The following is a 20,462-nucleotide window of genomic DNA, read 5'->3' as shown; positions in this document are numbered from 1 at the left end:
CTGTTTTTGAAAGAAATTGAACATCATGGTCGATTGGTCGGACGACAGGATTGCCGCGCTTTCAAATCAGGATTTGAAGAATCTGCTCGTCAACGCCGAGCGGAAAGCCGCGGCTGATATCATCGCGCGGTGCAACGCCGAGCTGCAAAAGCGCAACGCGGCCAAGCCAGGCAAGGCATCGAAGCCGCGCACCGAGGCAAAAGAGTTCGAGCACGCGATGTCGGAGCAGCTCGCCGAAATCGGCAAGGCGATGGCCGCCAAATTCGATCTGTCGGAAGAGACCGCGAAAGCGAAGTCGGTTGGCATCAAGGGTTTCAAGGCCCACAAGCTGCTCGACTCCAAGGGCTTTGCAAAACTCGGCGGCATGCAGCGCGACGGTTCGGTGGCGGTCGACCGCTATATTTCCTATCGGCGAGGTACTGACATCGTCTCGCTCAGTGTCTTCCTGCTGAAGGATCAGCCGGTCGAAACCCATGAATTTCACGTGATCGCGCCGGCGGCCTTGCTCGATGGGGCAAAGCCGATCGCGGAAGTGCGTCCCACCGCGACCGCGGACCAGAAGCAGACCGCCGATAGCGGGCTTGCTTTCGCGGATTTGCCAAGCGCTGCGGCGGCGTTTGAGGCCGCGCTGGCAAAAATCGCGGCCTGATATTCGAGTACGGTAATATCAGACGTCATTCCGGGGCGATGCGAAGCATCGAACCCGGAATCTCGAGATTCCGGGTCTGGTGCTTACGCACCATCCCGGAATGACGTAGCATCATCGCTACGCTCGCAATGACGACAAATAACAATCCGGAGGAAACAACCATGTCCGCAAAACGCATCGTTCTCGCTGCTCGCCCCGTGGGCGAACCGAAGCCATCCGACTTCCGCCTCGAGGAATATACCGCGCCGACGCCCGGTGAGGGCCAGGTCCTGCTGCGCACCATCTGGCTGTCGCTCGATCCCTACATGCGCGGGCGGATGAGTGACGGCCCGTCCTATGCGGCGCCGGTGCCGATCGACGGCGTGATGGAAGGCGGCACGGTCAGCGAGGTGATCGCCTCGAACAATCCCGGTTTTGCGAAAGGCGACATCGTGCTGTCGCGCGCCGGCTGGCAGACGCATGCGATTTCCGACGGCAAGGGACTCGCCAAGATCGATCCGAAGCTCGCGCCGATCTCGACCGCGGTCGGTGTGCTCGGCATGCCCGGCATGACCGCCTATACCGGCCTGCTCGATATCGGCAAGCCGCAGCCGGGCGAGACCGTCGTGGTGGCCGCGGCCTCCGGCGCCGTCGGGTCGGCCGTTGGGCAGATCGCGCGGATCAAGGGCGCGCGGGCGATCGGCATCGCCGGCGGCAAGGACAAATGCGACTACGTCAAAAAGGAACTCGGCTTCGACGATTGCCTCGATCACCGCGATCCGGATCTCGCCGCAAAACTGAAGGACGCCTGCCCGAAGGGCATCGACGTCTATTTCGAGAACGTCGGCGGCGCGGTGTTCGATGCGGTGTTTCCGCAGCTCAACGCGTTCGCGCGGATGCCGGTCTGCGGCTTGATCGCCGAATACAATAATTTCGGCGAGACCTCGCCGAAATGGGCCGGCAAGATGATGCGCGCGGTGCTGACCAAGCGCCTCACCATCCGCGGCTTCATCGTCAGCGATTTTGCCGCGCGCCATGGCGACTTCCTGCGCGACATGTCGGGGTGGTTCCGCGAAGGCAAGATCAAGCACAAGGAATTCGTCACCGAAGGTCTCGACAGCGCGCCCGCTGCGTTCATGGGCCTGCTCAAGGGCGCCAATTTCGGCAAGCAGCTGGTGCGCGTCGGGCCGGACAAGGCGTAGGGAGTAGGTCTCAGATGCTGCCGCGCTCGACGAAGAAGAGTTCGACCGCGTGTCGCTGCACGGCATGCGGCGTACCGGCCAGACGCGCCAGCAGAAGTTCGCCGGCGATCCGGCCGATCGCCGCGGAATCAAATGCGATCGTGGTGAGGCCCGGCGTCATCTGATCCGCCACGTCGTTGTCGCCGAAGCCGAGCAACGCAAGATCGCGCGGCACGGACAGGCCGCGGGAGCGCGCTTCGATCAGCGCTCCCGTCGCCAATAGATCGTTGGCGCAGAAGACGGCGTCGACCGGATCGCCGCGGGCGAGAAGGGCGCCGAAGGCGGTGCGGCCGTCGACAAGCCCTGTGATCTCGCCGACGGCGATCTCGTGCACGATCTCGATGCCGAGTTTTCCAGCGGCTGCCCGAAAACCGTCGCGGCGTAGCGCGCCGCGGCCGCTGCTGCGACCGATGAAGGCAACGCGGCGATGTCCGGCGGTCGCCAGTCGCCGTGCCGCCATCGCTCCGGCATCCGCATTGGAGAATCCGACGAGCATGTCGATCGGATCACGCGGATAGGCCCATGTCTCGATCACCGGAATGGCCAGTTCCTGCAGGGCGGCCCGGTTCTCTTCGAGCTCGATCACGCCGGTAAACAGCACGGCCGCCGGCCGGATGCCGCGCAGCGACTGCAGCATCGCCACTTCCCGGGCATAGGAGTAGGAGGTCTGACCGACCAGCACTTCGTATCCTTCCGGCTCGAGCGCCGCAGCGAAGCTTCGAACGGCCAGGCCGAACTGCTGGCTGAGGATGTTGGAGACGAAGGCAATGACGACGTTGGAGCGGCCCGAACGCAACGCCCGCGCGTGAGGGTTGGAAGCGTATCCGGTCGCCTCGATGATCCCCAGAATGCGGTCGCGGGTCTCGCGATTGACCTTCTCGGGATGACGCAGCACCCGCGACACCGTGATCGGGGAGACCCCGGCGCGTTCCGCCACCTCTTCGATGCGCGGCGGTCGCCCGACCGCAGTGCCGCGCCCGGGCGGCGCCGGAATTCGCACGACATCATCGAAGGTTGTCACGGTCGGATCGGCCATCGAACCCAAGTGCTGGCGTTGTCTAGAGCCTTTTCCGTTCCGATGAAATCGGAACGGGGCTCTAGATTCTTGATTTGACGCGTTTTCTTGACGCGAACCGGCGTCCACTTCGCTGGAAAACGCTCTAGAGTCGTTTCGCGCATCAAAATCTCATCGGCCCGAAACCTCACCCCGTGTCAACGGCCGGCCAACCTGGACCAGGCAATCACCGCTCTGGCAGTCCGTGTGGAGACGTTGCGAGATCACGATCCCGGCGGCGGGGAAGTGCAGCACTTCCTCCGGCGCCTCGGGTCGTTCGAAATCGTGGTACCAGCCCGCCACGTCGCCGTCCCCAACCCGCGCGCCGACCACGACCGCCGGTTCGAACCAGCCGCGCCGTGTCGCGAACACCGCCTGGGCGTGGCTCTCCAGCGCCAGCAGTTCGGTTTGTCCTTCGATGGGGACGTGTGGGCCGAGCACCGGTGCATCAATGATGCCAAGCGCGAGCAGCAGGCGGTCCACGGCCCGGGCGGTCAGGGCCATCGTCTGCGGCGTGACGGTGCCGCCGGAGCCGAATTCGCCGGAGATGCCGATCGCTCGGGCCCGCGCGGCGGCTGCCATCGAGGTCGGGGCTTCGGGACCGTTTTCGGCGACGAAGGCGAACGGCATTCCGAGCCCCTCCATGAGACTGAGCGCGCGGGCGAACATGTCCGGCGGGCCTTGGCGCTCGATCAGGGCGCAAGGCAGATGCGCCATCGACGTCCCACCGGAATGGATGTCGAAGATCACGTCGTGGCGGGGGAAGAGTTCATGTTCGAGGAAATGAGCGAGCCGGAAAGTCGGCGTGCCCGAGGGGTCGCCAGGGAAGGCGCGGTTGAGATTGCCCTCGTCAAGCGGCGAGCGTCGGCGGGCTGCCATCACCGCCGGGAGATTGGCGAAGGGCAGGATCGTCACCGCGCCCTTGATGATGGCGGGATCGAGCCGGCGAAACAGCCGCGCGAGCGTGATCTCACCCTCGTATTCGTCGCCGTGGTTACCTGCCATCAGCAGAACCCGAGGGCCCGCACCGTTGCGGATCCGGAAGATCGGAATCTTGACCTGAAAATACGGCGATCGATCGATCGAGAACGGGATGCTGAGGTGGCCGGACCATTTGTGGTCGGCGTCGAAGTCGATCTCGTGGAAAAGTCCGGTATGCATTGGATGCCTCAGGGCCGCGTCGTCACCGACGCCGGCCGAAGGTTGAAGGAGAGCACGAAGCGCGTCTCAGACGGCGGCGACGGCCGTCATCTCGACGCGCAAATCGGGGTCGGCGAGCCGCGCTTCGACGCAGGCGCGTGCAGGCGGATTGGCGGGATCGATCCAGGCGTCCCACACCGAGTTCATCGCCTCGAAGTCGGTGATGTGCGGCAGGAAGACGTTGACCGCGACCAGCCTGGAGCGATCGGATCCCGCCTGCTTCAGCAGCGCCTCGATCTTGCCGAGTACCTGGCTCGTCTGGGAAACGATCCCCGCCTTGCGGTCGTCGGCCACCTGGCCGGCGATATGCACCATGCCGGCGCAGACAACGGCCTGGCTCATGCGCGGGCCGACCAAATAACGTTCAATCATGTTTGCAGCTCCTTGAGAAAAAAGAAGTTCGCCTGAACTCACAAGGTCGGCAGTGACTGCTCTTCCTTGAACCACTTCAGCTGCAGAGCGCCGAGCTTGCCGTTCAGCTTGTTGGTGAAGAGGTCGGTGTTGATCCAGTTGAGCAGATTCTGCTCGCCCTGCCGCAAGCCGATATGCGCCGGCGACTGACGGATGAGGAACTTCAGCTCGACCTCCTTGGTTGGATTCTGCTCTTTCACCTTGAGCGCGATCGCGCTGTTCTCGGCGAAGGTATCGGCCTGGCCGGCGAGATAGGCGGCGATCGCCGCGGGAGTGTCCTCGAAGCGCACCAGCTTCACCTTTGGCGCGTTGTCGGTGAGCCAGACGTCGAGCGTCGTTCCCTTGGCCACAGCGACGGTGTGGCGTTCGAGGTTTTCGGCCTTCTTGCCGGTCGCTGTGGCAATCGACTTCGGACCATAAACGCCGAGATTCACCACCGCGTAGGGCTGGGAGAACATGACCTGCTGGGCGCGTTCCGGCGTTGCACCAAGACCTGCGATCAGGACATCGATCTTGTCGGACAACAGGCTCGGGATGCGCGCCGCGCCCGTCACCGGGACGAGTTCGAGCTTCACGCCCATATCGGCCGCAATCAGCTTGGCGAGATCGGCGTCGAGGCCGGCGATTTCGCCCTTGTCGTCCTTGAAGCCCCAGGGTGCAGCGTCGGTGAGGATGCCGACGCGCAGACGTCCGGCACCGAGCACATCCTGCAGCTTGTCGGCCCTGGCAAGACCTGGCGCAGCGAGGACGGCGAGCGCCGTGGTGGCGATAGCGAAGAGGGATTTCAATCTTCTCATAACTCTCTCCTGGTGGCGGCACGATGGCCGGTTTGCTTGGAAGGTGCTCATTTCACCGAGGCGATGAAACTTGCGAGTTCGGGGGTCTCGGGTCGGACGAACAGTTTCGACGGCGGTCCCTGTTCCCAGACGCGGCCCTGGTGCATGAAGACGATGCGGTCGGCGACGTTGCGGGCAAATCCCATCTCGTGCGTGACAAGGATCATCGTCATGCCCTGGCGCGCCATCGCCTCCATCACCTTCAAGACCTCGCCGACCAGTTCGGGGTCGAGCGCCGACGTCACCTCGTCGAACAGCATGAGGTGCGGGGCCATGGCGAGGCAGCGGGCAATCGCCACCCGCTGTTGTTGACCGCCGGAGAGCTGCTCCGGCCAGGCGTCGATCTTGTCGGCGAGGCCGACGCGGGCGAGGACATCCAGGGCAAGCGGGCGCGCTTCGGACTTGCCGATGCGGCCGGTGAGCAATGGGGCCAGCGTGATGTTGCGTTCGACCTTGAGGTGGGAAAACAGGTTGAAGGCCTGGAAGACGATGCCGACGCGCTGGCGAAACTGCCGCAAGTCCGGCATCCTGGCGTGGACCCTTTGTCCCTCGACGTGAATCTCGCCGGCATCGACCGTCTCGAGCGCGTTGATGCAACGGAGCAGCGTCGATTTTCCCGAGCCGGAGCGGCCGATGATCGTGACGATCTCGCCCTCTTCGACGTCGAGCGAAACGCCGTTGAGCACGTCGGTCCGGCCGAACTTCTTGTGGACGTCGCGGATTTCAACGAGAGCCATCGAGGCGAGCCTCCAGGGAACGGGACCACAGCGTGAGCGGCAGGCAGGTTGCGAAGTAGATCGCCGCGACCACGGCGTAGGTGAGGAGCGGCTGGAAGGTCGCGGCGCTCACCACCTGGCCGGCGCGCGCCAGCTCGACGAAGCCGATGATCGAAGCGAGCGAGGTGCCCTTCACGAGTTGGACGAGGAAGCCGACCGTCGGCGGCAGCGACAGGCGCAGCGCCTGCGGCCCCACGATGTGGCGGAATTGCTGCCAGCGCGACAGGCCGAGGCAGGCACCGGCTTCCCATTGCGCCTGTTTCACGGCCTCGAGCCCGCCGCGCCAGATCTCGCCCAGGAAGGCCGCGGTGTAGAGCGTGTAGGCCACCGTAACCGCGACGAGCGCCGGCACCTGGATGCCAAGGAACACCGGCATGCCGAAGTAAAAGAAGAAGAGCAGGCCGAGCAGTGGCACGCCCTGGATCACCTGGATCGCTGCGGCCGAGATCCAGCGCAATGGGGCGAGGCGGCTGATCCGGCCCGTCGCCAGCCCAAGTCCGAGCGGCGCGCCGAAGCCTAGCGCGAGGACGACAAGCACCACCGTCCAGCGCAGCGCCGAGAGCAGCGAGACGAAATCGATGAAGGAGAAGGATCGCATGCGGCGGCCTGCCTCAACGCCGCCGGGGCCAGCGGAAGGCGAGGGCGCCTACCACCGCGAACAGGATCTTGAACGACATCGCCATCGCGAAATAGACCGCGCAGATGATCGCGTAGACTTCGAAGCTGCGATAGGTGCGGCTCTCGATGAAGCCTGCGACGTGGAACAGCTCGTCGGCGGCGACCTGCGAGGCGAGCGAAGTCCCGAGCAGGAGCAGCACGAACTGGCTGGTCACCGCCGGATAGGCGTTGCGCAGCGCCGGCGGCAGCAGGACATGGAAAAACACCTGCCAGCCGCTGAGACCGAGGCATTGGCCGGCCTCGATCTGGCTTTTCGGGACGGAGTCGAGGCCCGAGCGGATGATCTCGACCGAATAGGCGCCGAAGTAGAGTGACAGCGCCACCGCCGCCGCCTCAAACGCCGGCAGCTTCAAGCCGAAATTCGGCAGCACGAAGAACACGATGAAAAGCTGGATCAACGATGGCGTATTGCGGAACAGCTCGATGTAGCTGCGCACCAGCCAGCGCGTGGGCTTCACGCGCCCCTTGAGTGCGACGGCGCCGGCGGTGCCGATCAACAGGCCGAAGCAAGCGGCTATGACGGTCAGTTCGAGCGTGACGATCGTCCCATCGATCAACTGGTCGCGATAGCGCCACAGCGGCAGGAAGTTCATCGCCGTTCCCTCAGCCGAAACGGGTGTGCAGGACCGGCCTCAGGGTCCTGTCCGCATCGGGACCGAAGATCACGCGCCACCGATCGAGCTGGGTGCAGGAATGGGAGAGGCCGAGGGGGATGTGTCGCTCCATCTGTGGCGAGGTACCGGATCACCGTATGATAGAATGACAACGTTGTCATTATCAGTTTTTAGCCATTTTTGGCCCAAGAAGGAGGCAAAGGCGTATCCGGGGAGGGGACGACAGCGGACGAGGAACCTAGCCCGCGCCGAGGACCAGCCGGCCGAGCGAAACGGAACGACCACCAAAGCGGACGGCCGTCGACCATTCTGAATTCGCGGGTTCGCGGGCTAGCTGGCCGGCGCTTTTTGGAGCAGCTCATCCAGGTCGACATCGACCTGGCCGGGCGCTCTGATGTGGCGGACTTCAAAACTGTCGAGCGTGAACCGGTATTCGACCAGCCCGGTTTCCTTGATCGCGATCAACGGCTGCATGCGACCAGGAATGACGAAGCCCACAGAAGGCGCCCAGACATGGCGGATGCGGCCATAGGTGAAATCGCGGCGCTGGTGGACGTGGCCGGAGGCCACTAAACGCAGATCGACCGTGCCGAACATCTCGATCAGCCGCGCCCGCGCCGGCTGCGGCACGTAGCGGATCGCAGAAGACTCAAGCTCGGGATCGTCGGGCGCGTCGAGATAGAGCGGCTTGTGCAGGAACAGCGCGACCGGCTTGCCGTTCGTGCGCGCCAGCTCCGACGCCAGCCAGTCGAACTGCTCGGCCTCGCTGGCAAGCCCGGTGTTCATGATCAGCGAGTTCAATCCGACAAAACACCAGCCGGCTTCGTCGAACCGCCAGCGGTCTTCGCCGATCACAGCGCGAAAGTTTTGCAGGTGCTGTTCGCTCGCCGGATGCGACGGCACCGGTCCGACCGCGGTCGGGTTGTCGCCGATGTCGTGATTGCCGGGCAGATAGCGGCAGGCAACCGGCAGCTCGGCGTGTAGCGATTTGGCGAAGGCGAGATCGTCCGGGCTGGTCGGGGCACTGAATGCGAGATCGCCGCTGTTGATCACGAGATCAGGCCGCGTCGCGTCGATATGCGCAGCTACGCGATGAAAATTGTCGGTGAGCTTTGCGAGGCGGCGGGCGAGGTGGGTATCGGAAATCTGGGTCAGGCGGAATGAGCTCATGCGAAAATCCTTTCGTCGCCGATTATAGATTTGTCGGCGACGGAATGATGGAATTCCAATGGTAACCGCCCCGTCCGACGACAGGCAACCGAAGGTTGTTTGAAGGATTGTTTGAAAAGATGTTCGAATTGAGAACGCCGCGTCTTCCATCCCTCTCACAAGGGGAGAAGGGAAAAGAGATCGGCTCACAGCACGCGGTAGCGGATCGCAAAAGCGTTGTGCGTCTCGGGTGTCACGGTGTCGCCCTTCGCAAGCGTGATGCCGTCGGCCAGATGCCACGGCCCGAACTTGTCGGAATGCGTCGGGCTGGCCGGCAGCCGCAGCTTGAACTGGGTTTGCGCTCTCCCGGGCAGATTGAGCACCACCATGCGTTCGGTGGTGCGGTAGTCGAGCGTGACGGTTCCCGTGAGCACGCTGCGGCCGTCCGATGTCGAGGCCAGCGCATCCTGCACTCTGGCCAACTTCTGGTTCCGGTCGGTGAGCAGTTCCACCTGGGTATCGGCAATTGCCGTCAGCGCCGCCTTCGGCAGCCGGATTTCGAATTCCACGGCGGGTTTTGCCGGATTGATGCCGAGATAGGCCAGCGCGGCATGCCTGACGTCGTAGACCACGAAGGCGAAGAGGGCGATCACGACAACAGCGGCGAGGCCGTGCTTGAAAAGGTCGCGCGGGCTGCGGTAGCCGCTGCGGAAATAGACCGACAGCACGATGGCCACCGCCAGCGCGGCGGCGACACCGGCCAGCGTCGACGTCACAATGCCAAGCCCGCCATCGACGCTGTCGTCGAACCATCCGGTTCCGGCGCCAACCATTCTGAGCAGGGAGGTCACGGAATCGCCGGGTACTTCGGCCACACGGGCCGCGCCGGTCCAGAGCGGTGAGGTGATGTTCATGGCGCCATCTCGAAGGTCGCGTCGGAGCCGTCCGAAGCCGGAATGACCTGAACCCTCCAGCTTTTGGTCACGGCGGAGCCGATTGCGGTTCAAGCGGACGCGGCTGCTGATTTGTCACAGGGCGGCACCCCCGCTATTGGTTGGCCGGGCGGCGAACGCCCTGCGGGGGAGATTCCCATGGGCGTCCTGATGTCGATTCAACTGGTCTTGCTGCCTGTCTTTGCCCAGGTCGGGCTCACCTTTGCGCTGCTGCTGTGGATGGCCACGGCGCGGACCGGTGCCCTGAAAGCGAGGGAAACCACCCTGAAGGACATCGCGCTGCGCCAGCCGAACTGGCCCGAAAAGGCCACCCAGATCGGCAATTGTTACAGCAACCAGTTCGAAATCCCGGTTCTCTTCTACATCCTGATCGCGCTGGCGCTGCCGCTGCGCAAGGCCGATTTCTTCATCCTGCTGATGTCCTGGGTGTTCGTGGTGACGCGCTTTGCCCATGCCGGGATTTTCGTGACCTCCAACGATGTCCGGACCCGCTCGCTGGCCTGGTTCGCCGGCGTCCTTGTGCTGCTGGCGATGTGGATCTACTTCGCGCTGAAGATGCTGTTGCTGATTTGAGAGCATGATCCGGAAAAGTGGGAACCGGTTTTCCGAAGAAGATCATGCTCAAAGAGTAAGGCTTGCGCCCTTCTCGAACCGAAAGCTTTGAATGACCCCCGCCGCTCGGCTGTCCGCAGCCATCGAACTGATCGACACTATCGACGCCCAGCGTGTTCCCGCCGCCAAGGCGCTGAAGGAGTGGGGCACCGCGCACCGCTATGCCGGCTCCGGCGATCGTGCCGCGATCTCGGGCCTGATCTGGGACGTGCTGCGCCGCCGCGCCTCGAGCGCCTGGCTGATGGAGGCCGACACGTCGCGGGCCCGCGTGCTCGGCATGCTCCGGCTTGAGCGCAAGCTCGATACGGATGCCATTGCCGCGCTCTGCGACGGCAGCCGTTTTGCCCCGGAACCCCTGAGCGTCGGCGAACGCTCCGCGCTGACCTCGCGTTCCCTCGACGGCGCGCCGCCGCACATTGCCGGCGATTACCCGGAATGGCTGGATGCGCATCTGGCTGATGTGTTCGGCGACGACCGCGTCGCGGAAGCCACCGCGATGGCCAGCCGGGCGCCGCTCGACCTTCGCATTAACACCCTAAAAGCCAACCGCGAGAAGATGTTGCCGCGGCTTTCTCATCTCGGCGCACAGCCGACGCCATGGTCGGCGATCGGCCTGCGCATCGAACTCGGCGCCGATGCCCGCAACCCCGGCATCCATGCCGAGGAAGACTTTATCAAGGGCGCAGTTGAAGTGCAGGATGAAGGCTCGCAGCTTGCGGCATTGCTGTCGGCGGCAAAACCCGGCGAGCAGGTGATCGACCTCTGCGCCGGCGCCGGCGGCAAGACGCTTGCGCTAGCGGCAATGATGCAGGGCAAGGGCCGTTTGATCGCCACCGACCACGACAAGCGCCAGCTCGCGCCGATCCACGAGCGGCTGTCGCGCGCCGGCATCCACAACGCCGATGTCCGCACGCCGAAGGGCGACGCCGACCCGCTGGCCGACATCCACGCCTCAGCCGATCTGGTCGTGATCGACGCGCCGTGCACCGGCACCGGCACCTGGCGCCGCAACCCCGACGCCAAATGGCGGATGCGCCCCGGCGCGCTCGAGGTGCGCTTGAAGGACCAGGCTGAAGTGCTTGATCGCGCGGCGGCTCTGGTAAAGCCGGGCGGCCGGATCGCTTACATCACGTGCTCCGTGCTGCCACCGGAAAACGGCGCGCAGGTTCGCAGTTTTGTCGCGCGCCATCCGGGGTTTGCGGTCGTACCGCCGGAACAGACGGCGAGCGTGCTGTGGGACAAGGCGGTGGATTTTGCCAAGGCCGCGCTGGAAACGCCGGAGGGTTGGCTGATGACGCCGCGCAGGACCGGAACGGACGGGTTCTTTGTGTCGGTGTTGAAACGCAGCTAACTCGTCATGCCCGGCCTTGTGCCGGGCATCCACGTCTTTGCTTCACCAGCCAAGGAAGACGTGGATGGCCGGGACAAGCCCGGCCATGACGAACGAGCGACTATCCGAGCTCAATCCACAATAAACAGCTTCACCCCCGTCGTCGTCGACGACCGGTGCGCCGCATCGCCGAAATCCGATACCTGATAACTCATCCCCGCCGTCAGCTTGAATTTACGCCCATCCCGCAGCTCGCTATCGAGCTCACCCTCCAGCACATAGAGCACATGCCCGCGGTCGCACCAGTGATCGGCGAGGTAGCCCGGCGTGTACTCGACCATCCGCACCCGCAAGTCGCCGATGTTCAACGTCCGCCACGTCGCCTGACCGGTCTCACCCGTGTGCGTCGTTGGCTCGACCTTGCTCCAGTCGGTGACGGTGAAGGGGAGTGTCGGGATTTTCATGGGGTGAGCGTCCTCAACGATGAATTCACAACTGCCGGCGTCTTGGTCACCTCGCCCCGCTTGCGGGGAGAGGTCGGATTGCGAAGCAATCCGGGTGAGGGGGTACAGGTCTATCGTTAGACCACCATGGCGGAGGGAGCCCCTCACCCCAACCCTCTAAGAGCGAGCTTCGCTCGTCTCGACCCCGCGAAGTGCGGGGCGAGGGAGAAGTCACCCTCTAATGCACCAGATGATTGGCCGAACCCTGCCTGATCTTGCCCTCATCATTCAGCCGCAGATACTCGCAAAGTTTCGCGCCGCGATCGTTCTGATACAACACGATCACGCTGTCCGGGCTCACAAAAATATCGATCAGCTCAAAACGCAAACCGGGCAGCCGCTGCAGAGCCAGGCTCCAATAGGCACGAAGGGAATCCTTGCCGCGCAGCGTGCCCGAGGCATCGAGCGCCGGAATCCCGTCGGACGTCATCTCGCTGTCCTCGGCATACATCGCCAGCACGCGTTCCAGATCGTGCGAATTCCAGGCGGAAATCCATTCCCGCCCCAGCGCGGCGAGGTCGGCGGCATCGTGGGGCAGGCTTGCCATGGCTTCCTCCGTTTCCGTCACCCAAATTAGGTCAATAATACTGACATAATGGCGCCTGTCCATCCCCGCAGAAGAATGTGAGTCCCCCGTTTGTGCGGTTGCGAGTACGGCCCCCGTCGCGTAATTCCTGTCCATGACAGCAGCACAGCCCGCAGCAGAGTCGACGCCCTCAGTGGCCTCGGCGCACGACAAGATTCTGATCGTCGATTTCGGCAGTCAGGTGACGCAACTGATCGCCCGCCGCGTGCGCGAGGAGGGCGTCTATTCCGAGATCGTGCCGTTCCAGAAAGCCGAACAGGCCTTCCAGGAGATGAAGCCGAAAGCGGTGATCCTCTCCGGCGGTCCGGAATCGGTGCATGAGGCCGGCTCGCCCCGCGCGCCGCAGCTCATTTTCGACTCGGGCGTTCCCGTGCTTGGCATCTGCTACGGCCAGATGACCATGGCCGCCCAGCTCGGCGGCGAGGTCGAGGGCGGTCATCACCGCGAATTCGGCCGCGCCGACGTCGAGGTCAAGGCGGCGAGCCGGCTGTTCGAATCCACCTGGGGCATGGGCGAAAAGCACCAGGTCTGGATGAGCCATGGCGACCGCATCACCAAGATGCCGCCGGGCTTTTCGGTCGCGGGCGTCAGCGCCAATGCGCCGTTCGCGGTCATCCAGGACGAGAAGCGCAAATATTACGGCCTGATGTTCCACCCCGAAGTGGTGCACACGCCGGACGGCGCCAAACTGATCCGCAATTTCGTCCGAAAGGTTTCCGGCCTCACCGGCGACTGGACCATGCGCGCCTTCCGCGAGGAGGCGATTGAAAAAATCCGCGCCCAGGTCGGCAAGGGCAGGGTGATCTGCGGCCTCTCCGGCGGCGTCGATTCCGCGGTCGCCGCGGTGCTGATCCACGAGGCGGTCGGCGACCAGCTCACCTGCGTGTTCGTCGATCACGGCATGCTGCGGCTCGATGAAGCCAAGACCGTCGTCGACCTGTTCCGGCACCACTACAACATTCCGCTGGTGCACGTGGACGCGTCAAAGCAGTTCCTCGGCGAACTCGCTGGGGTCACCGATCCCGAAGTAAAACGCAAAACCATCGGCCGCCTGTTCATCGACGTGTTCGACACTGAGGCGAAAAAGATCGGCGGCGCGGATTTCCTGGCGCAGGGCACGCTCTACCCCGACGTGATCGAGAGCGTCTCCTTCACCGGCGGCCCGTCGGTGACGATCAAGAGCCACCACAATGTCGGCGGCCTTCCTGATCGCATGAACATGAAGCTGGTCGAACCCCTGCGCGAATTGTTCAAGGACGAAGTCCGCGTGCTGGGCCGCGAACTAGGCCTCCCCGAAATCTTCGTCGGCCGCCACCCGTTCCCGGGCCCCGGCCTCGCCATCCGCTGCCCCGGCGACATCACCAAGGAAAAGCTCGACATCCTCCGCAACGCCGACGCCGTCTATATCGATCAAATCAGGAAACACGGCCTCTACGATGCGATCTGGCAGGCCTTCGCCGTGCTGCTGCCGGTCAAAACCGTCGGCGTGATGGGCGACGGCCGCACCTACGAATACGTCGTCGGCCTCCGCGCCGTCACCTCCACCGACGGCATGACCGCCGACTTCTATCCCTTCGAGATGAAATTCCTCGGCGAGACCGCGACGAGGATTATCAACGAGGTGAAGGGGGTCAATAGGGTGGTGTACGACGTGACGAGCAAGCCGCCGGGGACGATTGAGTGGGAGTGAGAACCGGCTGACGTCGTTGGTTTTCAGTGTCCGGCCTTTGCGCGATCGATGATCCAGCGCGGGTCTCAGCATCGACTTGCGGTCGGTCGTACGCTGGGTTTCCCGGGCGTGGGCGCGATGTGGAACCGGTTAGATGACCGCATACGACGATGACGATGTGGCCGGCCGCAGCCGAACCATTGCGGACCTCGAACAAAAACTGAAAAACGTCTCCGCAGAGCGCGACGAGCTGTTTGAACAGCAGGCGGCTACCGCGGCTATATTGAGGGTTATCGGCGGCTCCCGATTCGATCTCCGAACCGTGGTGGACACGATCGCGCGCTCGGCCTGCCAGATTTGCAAGGCGGATCTTGGCGCGGTGTCGCTTCGTGACGGCGACACGTTGACGACCCTTGGCGTGTTTCATACCGATCGCAAGATGGCGGATATGGTCCGGCAAATCCCGATCAAGATCGACGATCAGAGTTATGTCGGCCGGACAGTGCTTACCGGCATTCCCTCGACTGTCTCCGATTTCGAGACCCATAGAAAAACCAACCTCTACACGTTCCGGAAGGCGCTCGGATTCAAGTCGATCATGTTCGTCGCGTTGATGCGGGAGGGACGGGCCATCGGCGTCTTCTCCATGGCTCGCAACTCGGAAGGAGAATTTGTGCAGCGGGACATCGACCTGGTCAACACGTTCGCCGATCAGGCTGTCGTTGCCATCGAGAATGTGAGGCTCTTTGAAGAGGTTCGGCAGCGCTCGGACGAGTTGGCGCAGTCGCTCGATGAGCTGCGTTCCGCGCAAAATCGCCTGGTGCAGACCGAAAAGCTGGCGTCGCTGGGCCAGCTCACTGCCGGGATCGCACATGAAATCAACAGCCCGATCGGCACGGGTCTGACGATCGCTTCGAGCCTCGTCCTGCGATGCAACGCCTTTGTCGGCGAACAGGCAGCCGGTTCGCTGCGACGTTCCCAACTCGACGCGTTCGTTGCCGGCGCGCGAGACGCCGCCAATCTGCTCGTCGCCAACCTGGAACGGGCGAGTGAACTCGTACGATCGTTCAAACAGGTCGCCGTCGACGAGACAGCCGCGGATCGCCATTCATTCGATCTCGGACTCGCAACCAGCCAAATGCTGGCAACGCTGCGGCCCCACCTGAACGGACTTGACGTAACGGTGGAGACCAACGTTCCCGACGGCATCGTGATTACTTCTTATCCCGATCTGTATGGGCAGATGTTATCCAATCTGTTTATCAATGCCGTGGTGCATGGCCTTGCGGAGATGCCGCGCGGATTCATCAGGATCAGCGCGCGGCGCGAGGCGGACCAGGTGGAAATCGTCTTCAGCGATAACGGAAAAGGAATGTCCGACGAAGTGCGGCGTCTCGCATTCGACCCGTTTTTTACCACCAACCGTAATCAGGGAGGGACCGGGCTGGGCCTTCATATCGTGCACAACATCGTGGTGCAGCGATTTCGCGGTACCATAAAGCTCGAGTCCGGTCCTGGACGAGGCACGACGTTTGTTATCTTGGTGCCGCTGAACGCTCCCGGTTAGGCGCGGCCCGCGCCTCACCCCGCCGCTTGTCTTCCCCCGATGATTTGTTGTCCGAAGCGCGTAGGACCTCCTACCCTCGGTCAAGTGGGCGGTCTCCCTTTATTTCGAAAGAGTAGCGCCGTGCTCGATGCTGTCCAGGACGCTTCGCGCCGGCTGCGCCGGTGCCAAAGGGCATCCTGGACAACATCTGCGCGCGACGCTCTGCCGATCGGCAGCTCTTAGGGTGGATTATTAGCCGAAGGCGTAATCCACCGCATTGCTTCACCGTGACAGCCTAGTGGTGCGGCGGGTTACGGCTTCAAGCCGCCGATTCCGAGCGTGCTATTGACGAAAATTGAAGCTTTGGATAGCAGCTTGCTCGCCCGCCATCCAACGCCGGCAGCTACCGGCTCGGTCAACCGGCCAAGGGTCGTTTTCCCTGGCGCGAACAAATAGCCACCGCCGGTCGGTGTGATCCACTGTTGTCCGTCGTCTGAAAGTTCGACCGTTCCCGAAGGGAAAGCAATAGGCATACTCCTCGGACCATTATTGCGACCAACCAGAAGGTCGTGACCCGCACTTCCCGCCGGCGCGGCTGGACTGTTCATCCACGCTGAGGTCAGAAATTCCAACTGCTCCTGAATGGAGGTCTGGTAAGATATGAACGCCAGACCACGTTCAGCGGGCGGGTCGCTATCAAATGGCGGTCCGAACGGAATGCCGCGGCGAAGGATGCGCAACACATCGACGACGTCCTTGGGGCCGGATCGAGGATTCACCTTGCGGATGTGAGCGCCCAGCGGGCATTCTGCCCATAATGGGTCGCTCGGAAAATCAAAGGCGTTGTCGTTCGGACGTTGGCCCGGATCGGTGGTGACGCCGATCAGCGTGAGCGCGCCCTTCGGCCAGCGGCCAACGATCAAAGCCTCAAGATGGGCCGCAGTCAAACCAGGAAAATGTTGCGCAAGTGCTTTAGCTTTTCGATGGCAGAAGTCACGAAAGGCCCCCACGTCCTGCGCCAACCGGCGAAACACTAAAAATGAACCGTTGCGCAGATACCCCTTGGGGTCACCGCCTGGGAGATAAGGATTCTCGCCCGCCTTGCGTGCATAGCCAAACACGAAGTTGCCTGCATCGATGACACCGCCAGTATCTATGCCTCTGACCAGCGGTTGCGATACGCCGTCCCGAAAGCCGAAATGCTCAAGGTCGTCGATCCTCCGCGCAGTCTCCCGATACGAATTGCGAAGCCCGGCCGCTGCGGCCTGGGCGAGGAGTTCATCGGCGCGCCCATCAGCGGCACCCTCATTGTTCGACCCGAAGATCAGCAGCACGTCGAGCGGGTTATCGGGACTACCAACCCGCCAGGCATTTTGGTCCGTGCGATCACCCAGAACCGGACGAGCGCGTTTGCGAAACCCAAGTGTGAAGCCTGCATCGAAAAAAAACAGATCTTCCCGGATTTGGGCGAGAAAATCGGAGCCAATGCCGATACCTAGCCAGACACGCTCGCCGGTCCCCCCGGTGAGTTGAGCCTTCATGATCCCGCGCTCCTCGCGGATATCCGCCATCGACGTAATCGACGGCGCCAACCCTGCCAGCCAAGCGGCAGCATCGCTAGCTCGGCCGGCATCGACTGAAAGTCCGATCAGGACTTGCATATTGGTATTAAAACCAGCGAGGACGTTTCCTTGGATTTCACGTAGATCGAGTTCCACCCCTTAACGGCCCTTATCTAGCGGCGCGGTTGCGGCGACGGCAGCCAGGTTGTGCGTTGACGCGACGATTGCAGCGGGGTCCTTGATCAAGCCAGGGAAGGCGAGGTCAAAATCAGGTGCGCAGGTATCGTTCGTTATCACCAATTGCTGGGTGCCGTGCCGGCGGCAGCAAGTGCCGGTACATGGCAGGCTGGGGTTCTCGCTTCCGTGCTCCCGATCCCAGACGGTTACGAAGAGGTGCACTTGTAGCAAGTCAGCGAGTTGACCAACGAAGCGAACCGGTTCTCCGTCAACTTCAAGGTCCTCAAGCGTAAGTTTTGAGTTTTTGGGAGGCGCAAGTTCCAGGCGAAGCACACGGCTGGTGCTCGGCTTGTCGAGGCCGTTTCCGCGTACCACTGTCCACCAATCCGGCGTAAGATCTTCGCCGCCCCGGGTCTGAACGCGTTGGTGGTTTATCGATGCGATATAGAGCCCGACTGGATTTGCAAGCGTGTAGCGCTTGTTGTTGCGCACCAGCCCATAGGCCTGTTGCGAAATGAGTGGGTCGCTATTTCTATTCGGATTTCCGCCCTCGCAGCAGCAGAGCAGTTCCTCGGGATTGGTTCCGTCAAGGATGGTTCCGTCGGCCTTCAAGCGAAGAATGCCGGAAACCCCGGCCAGATTGACTTCTGCGCCAAGCGAGTTCGCTCGATGAGAGAGATGTACGATGCCCGGATTGATATTGAAGCGATTGCGCGGGTTGAAGCTGCCGGGTTCAGCGACGGTTAGGCGGGATCCATTGGGCAATCTTCGGTAGATGCCGTGCCGCGCACGCAAATCATCTACCCTAATTGTCGAGTCCTCGGTGAAGTCGCGATACAACTCCAACGCTCTGCCTTCGTCGTGTTCGAACAACTCTGAGTAATAGTCGTAACCCTCGGCTACAAATATGGCTTTTGACAGCTTTCCATCGGTGTTCCTGCGGCCAACCCATTCGAGATATTCGTCCTGACGATGGCGAACCGGCAAATGGAGCACGCAGTCATTTTGGTCGACAAATACCCCCGGCCTGTGATCCTCATCACCCAGATGCTCCGCCGCTCGGCGCGTGCCGTCATTGTCGCCCGTCACTGGTTTGAAATCGAGCCAGGGTTTTCGTCTTGTCACGGCGCGTGGAAATGCTGGCCAGGAAGCGATATTGACTGTCTGCCCGGGAGAACTCGGTGGGGTCGTCGCAGGATCGATGTAGCCGAGCGTGGGGGCGTGTTCGGCGATCTCGTCGTCTGTCACGTCGCCTGGGTTTTTCTTGACAATGTCCGCAACGAGTTGACGGACAATGCCACGAGCTTCCTCTGCCATGGCATTATGCCAATTTCTCGGATTTCTGAAGTCGGTTACGCCACCGGGTGCCTCGAATAACCAATCCGTCATGGTGTGCTCCCTTATCCAAGCTAAAAATCACTTTGCCTCGGATGAACTTCACGGCCGAATATGCCGAAGAATCTGGTAACCCGAAAGAATACACGTAAAGGTAGCATTTATGACATTCGGAGTCGAGTTAATAAGGGGAGTTGTCCGCGGTAGCTCGCGAGCCAAGGTGGAAGCAATCCATCGATCGCTCGCGCCGCTTTGGACTGCCGCGCCTCTCACGCAATAACGAAGTTGTCGTTCCACCTGCGACAAAACAACCCGACGGGCAAATCACTTATGATTATCGGAAATCATGTCAAGTACAAAAATTCCGAAAAACAAAAATATTCTTGTTTCCATCGACCCCAAATCAGGAGCACATCTTTACCCATCCCGTCCCACTCAGAGGGGCGTCGGCCGTCGTCACGACGAGGGACGGGTTGCGGTGGACGCTGATGTTGCGATTGACGGTCGCGGCTGATGCGTACGGCGAAAGCGTGTGGTCCTGGCGCCCGTAACGGCGTCAAGTCTTTCGGGAGCCAACGCTTCCGAGGGGCGACGGTGGCAATAGAGGCCGTCTCACCGGGGAGAGCGCGTTATAAGCCGTAAAGCCATTGCGCAGGGAATGTCGGATGTTCTCCGCTGCCCTGTATGCTCATGTGCAGCATTCTTATGCACAATCGCACATGAGACCGCGGGTGCAGCGCGCATCCGGCATTCCCTGCGCCCTCTGTCTTTCGAGGGCGAAACCAAAGCAATAGCTCGGGCATGTCGTGCCGCGAGAATGCGGCCCCGTGCCACCGTATTGTTTCACCGCGACGAAGCGGCGGGTTACGCTAAGTTTATCATCGGGCGCGCATTCGCGCGACCCGGCGGCTAACCCCGCCCTACGGGCCATTCGGCGGAACAGGCGTGAGGTTATCTTTAAAAAATCCCAGACACCATGTCGGCCCGATCAAGGCTCATTCGTCCTCGGGGCACCAACCCGCAATCCAAGAGGTCCATCAGCATGCCCAGCACCATCCGTTTGCACCGTGTCCTGACAACCAGCCCGCAAAAAGTCTATCGCGCGTTCCTCGAAGCGGATGCGCTTGCGAAATGGCTTCCGCCGAACGGCTTTGCCTGCACCGTGCACCATCAAGAGCCGAAGGTCGGCGGTACGTTCAAGATGTCCTTCCGGAACTTCACGACGGAAAAAAGCCACTCGTTCGGCGGCAAATATGACGAGCTCGTTCCGGGCGAACGTCTGCGCTACACCAATACATTCGATGATCCGGGCTTGCCCGGCGAGATGCAGGTGACCGTGACGCTGAAGAAGGTGTTGGTCGGCACCGAGGTGAATATCGAGCAGGCCGGTGTGCCGGACGTCATTCCAGTCGAGGCTTGCTATCTCGGTTGGCAGGAGTCGCTGCGAAACCTGGCGAAGTTGGTCGAGCCCGAGATCAATCAGTAGGGTTCGTAGGCTGGATAAGCCGGGCGCGAGCCCGGAATCCATTAGGCCACATACTCTGTAGATGAATGGATTCCGGGCTCGATGCTGCGCATCGCCCCGGAATGACGGAGAGAGAA

20 protein-coding genes are annotated in these 20,462 nt (G+C 62.3%); 7 read left to right on the top strand and 13 right to left on the bottom strand.

The annotated features are described in order from the left end of the window. Positions 1-25 precede the first annotated feature (25 nt). Both JQ611_RS03255 and JQ611_RS03250 read left to right on the top strand, forming a co-directional pair. Positions 26-649 carry a hypothetical protein gene (locus JQ611_RS03255; RefSeq protein WP_212264906.1) on the top strand — a complete coding sequence of 208 codons (624 nt, stop codon included), beginning with the start codon at positions 26-28 and terminating at the stop codon, positions 647-649. A 161-nt stretch (positions 650-810) separates the two neighbouring features. After that, positions 811-1,830 carry an NADP-dependent oxidoreductase gene (locus tag JQ611_RS03250; protein WP_212464494.1) on the top strand — a complete coding sequence of 340 codons (1,020 nt, stop codon included), beginning with the start codon at positions 811-813 and terminating at the stop codon, positions 1,828-1,830. 10 nt (positions 1,831-1,840) lie between these two features. Here the strand turns inward: JQ611_RS03250 and JQ611_RS03245 are convergent, their stop codons facing one another. The 9 genes from JQ611_RS03245 to JQ611_RS03205 all read right to left on the bottom strand — a co-directional run bounded on the left by JQ611_RS03245 (position 1,841) and on the right by JQ611_RS03205 (position 9,501). Continuing rightward, positions 1,841-2,905 (bottom strand): LacI family DNA-binding transcriptional regulator, encoded by a 1,065-nt coding sequence (locus JQ611_RS03245; RefSeq protein ID WP_212464493.1) that lies wholly within the window; start codon positions 2,903-2,905, stop codon positions 1,841-1,843. Positions 2,906-3,055: 150 nt separating this feature from the next. Beyond that, complete coding sequence (locus tag JQ611_RS03240) at positions 3,056-4,084, bottom strand: succinylglutamate desuccinylase/aspartoacylase family protein (RefSeq protein WP_212464492.1); 1,029 nt, start codon at positions 4,082-4,084, stop codon at positions 3,056-3,058. A 66-nt stretch (positions 4,085-4,150) separates the two neighbouring features. Beyond that, entirely contained in the window at positions 4,151-4,495 is a 345-nt protein-coding gene (locus JQ611_RS03235; protein WP_212034121.1) for a RidA family protein, read from the bottom strand. Positions 4,496-4,533: 38 nt separating this feature from the next. Beyond that, entirely contained in the window at positions 4,534-5,331 is a 798-nt protein-coding gene (locus tag JQ611_RS03230) for a transporter substrate-binding domain-containing protein (RefSeq protein ID WP_212264903.1), read from the bottom strand. Positions 5,332-5,378: 47 nt separating this feature from the next. Further along, positions 5,379-6,107, bottom strand: coding sequence for an amino acid ABC transporter ATP-binding protein (locus JQ611_RS03225; protein WP_212264902.1), 729 nt, complete (start codon positions 6,105-6,107; stop codon positions 5,379-5,381). Beyond that, the gene (locus JQ611_RS03220; protein ID WP_212264901.1) at positions 6,094-6,744 is read right to left on the bottom strand and encodes an amino acid ABC transporter permease; all 651 of its coding nucleotides are present in this window, start codon (positions 6,742-6,744) and stop codon (positions 6,094-6,096) included. Before JQ611_RS03220 ends, JQ611_RS03225 begins: the two co-directional genes overlap by 14 nt. A gap of 13 nt (positions 6,745-6,757) precedes the next feature. After that, on the bottom strand, positions 6,758-7,417 hold the full coding sequence (locus JQ611_RS03215; protein ID WP_212464491.1) for an amino acid ABC transporter permease: 660 nt from the start codon (positions 7,415-7,417) through the stop codon (positions 6,758-6,760). Positions 7,418-7,768: 351 nt separating this feature from the next. Beyond that, entirely contained in the window at positions 7,769-8,608 is an 840-nt protein-coding gene (locus JQ611_RS03210) for a metallophosphoesterase (RefSeq protein ID WP_212464490.1), read from the bottom strand. Positions 8,609-8,793: 185 nt separating this feature from the next. Next, on the bottom strand, positions 8,794-9,501 hold the full coding sequence (locus JQ611_RS03205; RefSeq protein ID WP_312011857.1) for an acriflavin resistance protein: 708 nt from the start codon (positions 9,499-9,501) through the stop codon (positions 8,794-8,796). A gap of 189 nt (positions 9,502-9,690) precedes the next feature. Here JQ611_RS03205 and JQ611_RS03200 point away from each other — a divergent pair, with 189 nt between their 5' ends. Further along, positions 9,691-10,113, top strand: a complete 423-nt coding sequence (locus tag JQ611_RS03200; protein ID WP_212264972.1) for an MAPEG family protein — start codon at positions 9,691-9,693, stop codon at positions 10,111-10,113. A 91-nt stretch (positions 10,114-10,204) separates the two neighbouring features. After that, the gene (locus JQ611_RS03195; protein WP_212464489.1) at positions 10,205-11,503 is read left to right on the top strand and encodes an RsmB/NOP family class I SAM-dependent RNA methyltransferase; all 1,299 of its coding nucleotides are present in this window, start codon (positions 10,205-10,207) and stop codon (positions 11,501-11,503) included. Between the two features lie 110 nt (positions 11,504-11,613). Here JQ611_RS03195 and JQ611_RS03190 read toward each other — a convergent pair whose 3' ends face one another. Together JQ611_RS03190 and JQ611_RS03185 are read right to left on the bottom strand one after the other, a co-directional pair. Beyond that, positions 11,614-11,946: a DHCW motif cupin fold protein gene (locus JQ611_RS03190; RefSeq protein WP_212464488.1), complete on the bottom strand. Its 333-nt coding sequence runs from the start codon at positions 11,944-11,946 to the stop codon at positions 11,614-11,616. A 217-nt stretch (positions 11,947-12,163) separates the two neighbouring features. Beyond that, positions 12,164-12,532, bottom strand: coding sequence for a nuclear transport factor 2 family protein (locus tag JQ611_RS03185; RefSeq protein ID WP_212464487.1), 369 nt, complete (start codon positions 12,530-12,532; stop codon positions 12,164-12,166). 133 nt (positions 12,533-12,665) lie between these two features. On the opposite strand from JQ611_RS03185, the gene guaA reads away from it, so the two are divergent. Together guaA and JQ611_RS03175 are read left to right on the top strand one after the other, a co-directional pair. Next, positions 12,666-14,261 (top strand): glutamine-hydrolyzing GMP synthase, encoded by a 1,596-nt coding sequence (guaA, locus tag JQ611_RS03180; RefSeq protein ID WP_212464486.1) that lies wholly within the window; start codon positions 12,666-12,668, stop codon positions 14,259-14,261. Positions 14,262-14,394: 133 nt separating this feature from the next. Continuing rightward, on the top strand, positions 14,395-15,807 hold the full coding sequence (locus JQ611_RS03175; RefSeq protein ID WP_212464485.1) for a GAF domain-containing sensor histidine kinase: 1,413 nt from the start codon (positions 14,395-14,397) through the stop codon (positions 15,805-15,807). 290 nt (positions 15,808-16,097) lie between these two features. Here JQ611_RS03175 and JQ611_RS03170 read toward each other — a convergent pair whose 3' ends face one another. Continuing rightward, positions 16,098-17,504, bottom strand: a complete 1,407-nt coding sequence (locus tag JQ611_RS03170) for a Dyp-type peroxidase (protein ID WP_212464484.1) — start codon at positions 17,502-17,504, stop codon at positions 16,098-16,100. A gap of 3 nt (positions 17,505-17,507) precedes the next feature. After that, on the bottom strand, positions 17,508-18,914 hold the full coding sequence (locus JQ611_RS03165; RefSeq protein WP_212264892.1) for a hypothetical protein: 1,407 nt from the start codon (positions 18,912-18,914) through the stop codon (positions 17,508-17,510). A 988-nt stretch (positions 18,915-19,902) separates the two neighbouring features. Here JQ611_RS03165 and JQ611_RS03160 point away from each other — a divergent pair. After that, complete coding sequence (locus JQ611_RS03160) at positions 19,903-20,346, top strand: SRPBCC family protein (RefSeq protein WP_212464483.1); 444 nt, start codon at positions 19,903-19,905, stop codon at positions 20,344-20,346. Positions 20,347-20,462 lie beyond the last annotated feature (116 nt).

The organism is Bradyrhizobium sp. AUGA SZCCT0182 (genome assembly GCF_018130185.1).
GTDB lineage: Bacteria > Pseudomonadota > Alphaproteobacteria > Rhizobiales > Xanthobacteraceae > Bradyrhizobium.
This window is presented reverse-complemented; position numbering and strand designations above follow the sequence as displayed.

What these genes read in the sequence shown, in the direction of transcription:
- JQ611_RS03215 (WP_212464491.1), bottom strand. Translation starts at nt 7,417, where the DNA reads ATGAACTTCCTGCCGCTGTGGCGCTATCGCGACCAGTTGATCGATGGG.
- JQ611_RS03190 (WP_212464488.1), bottom strand. Translation starts at nt 11,946, where the DNA reads ATGAAAATCCCGACACTCCCCTTCACCGTCACCGACTGGAGCAAGGTC.
- JQ611_RS03185 (WP_212464487.1), bottom strand. Translation starts at nt 12,532, where the DNA reads ATGGCAAGCCTGCCCCACGATGCCGCCGACCTCGCCGCGCTGGGGCGG.
- JQ611_RS03235 (WP_212034121.1), bottom strand. Translation starts at nt 4,495, where the DNA reads ATGATTGAACGTTATTTGGTCGGCCCGCGCATGAGCCAGGCCGTTGTC.
- JQ611_RS03160 (WP_212464483.1), top strand. Translation starts at nt 19,903, where the DNA reads ATGCCCAGCACCATCCGTTTGCACCGTGTCCTGACAACCAGCCCGCAA.
- JQ611_RS03205 (WP_312011857.1), bottom strand. Translation starts at nt 9,501, where the DNA reads ATGAACATCACCTCACCGCTCTGGACCGGCGCGGCCCGTGTGGCCGAA.
- JQ611_RS03230 (WP_212264903.1), bottom strand. Translation starts at nt 5,331, where the DNA reads ATGAGAAGATTGAAATCCCTCTTCGCTATCGCCACCACGGCGCTCGCC.
- JQ611_RS03165 (WP_212264892.1), bottom strand. Translation starts at nt 18,914, where the DNA reads ATGACGGATTGGTTATTCGAGGCACCCGGTGGCGTAACCGACTTCAGA.
- JQ611_RS03200 (WP_212264972.1), top strand. Translation starts at nt 9,691, where the DNA reads ATGTCGATTCAACTGGTCTTGCTGCCTGTCTTTGCCCAGGTCGGGCTC.
- JQ611_RS03175 (WP_212464485.1), top strand. Translation starts at nt 14,395, where the DNA reads ATGACCGCATACGACGATGACGATGTGGCCGGCCGCAGCCGAACCATT.
- JQ611_RS03255 (WP_212264906.1), top strand. Translation starts at nt 26, where the DNA reads ATGGTCGATTGGTCGGACGACAGGATTGCCGCGCTTTCAAATCAGGAT.
- JQ611_RS03210 (WP_212464490.1), bottom strand. Translation starts at nt 8,608, where the DNA reads ATGAGCTCATTCCGCCTGACCCAGATTTCCGATACCCACCTCGCCCGC.
- JQ611_RS03245 (WP_212464493.1), bottom strand. Translation starts at nt 2,905, where the DNA reads ATGGCCGATCCGACCGTGACAACCTTCGATGATGTCGTGCGAATTCCG.
- guaA (WP_212464486.1), top strand. Translation starts at nt 12,666, where the DNA reads ATGACAGCAGCACAGCCCGCAGCAGAGTCGACGCCCTCAGTGGCCTCG.
- JQ611_RS03225 (WP_212264902.1), bottom strand. Translation starts at nt 6,107, where the DNA reads ATGGCTCTCGTTGAAATCCGCGACGTCCACAAGAAGTTCGGCCGGACC.
- JQ611_RS03250 (WP_212464494.1), top strand. Translation starts at nt 811, where the DNA reads ATGTCCGCAAAACGCATCGTTCTCGCTGCTCGCCCCGTGGGCGAACCG.
- JQ611_RS03240 (WP_212464492.1), bottom strand. Translation starts at nt 4,084, where the DNA reads ATGCATACCGGACTTTTCCACGAGATCGACTTCGACGCCGACCACAAA.
- JQ611_RS03220 (WP_212264901.1), bottom strand. Translation starts at nt 6,744, where the DNA reads ATGCGATCCTTCTCCTTCATCGATTTCGTCTCGCTGCTCTCGGCGCTG.
- JQ611_RS03195 (WP_212464489.1), top strand. Translation starts at nt 10,205, where the DNA reads ATGACCCCCGCCGCTCGGCTGTCCGCAGCCATCGAACTGATCGACACT.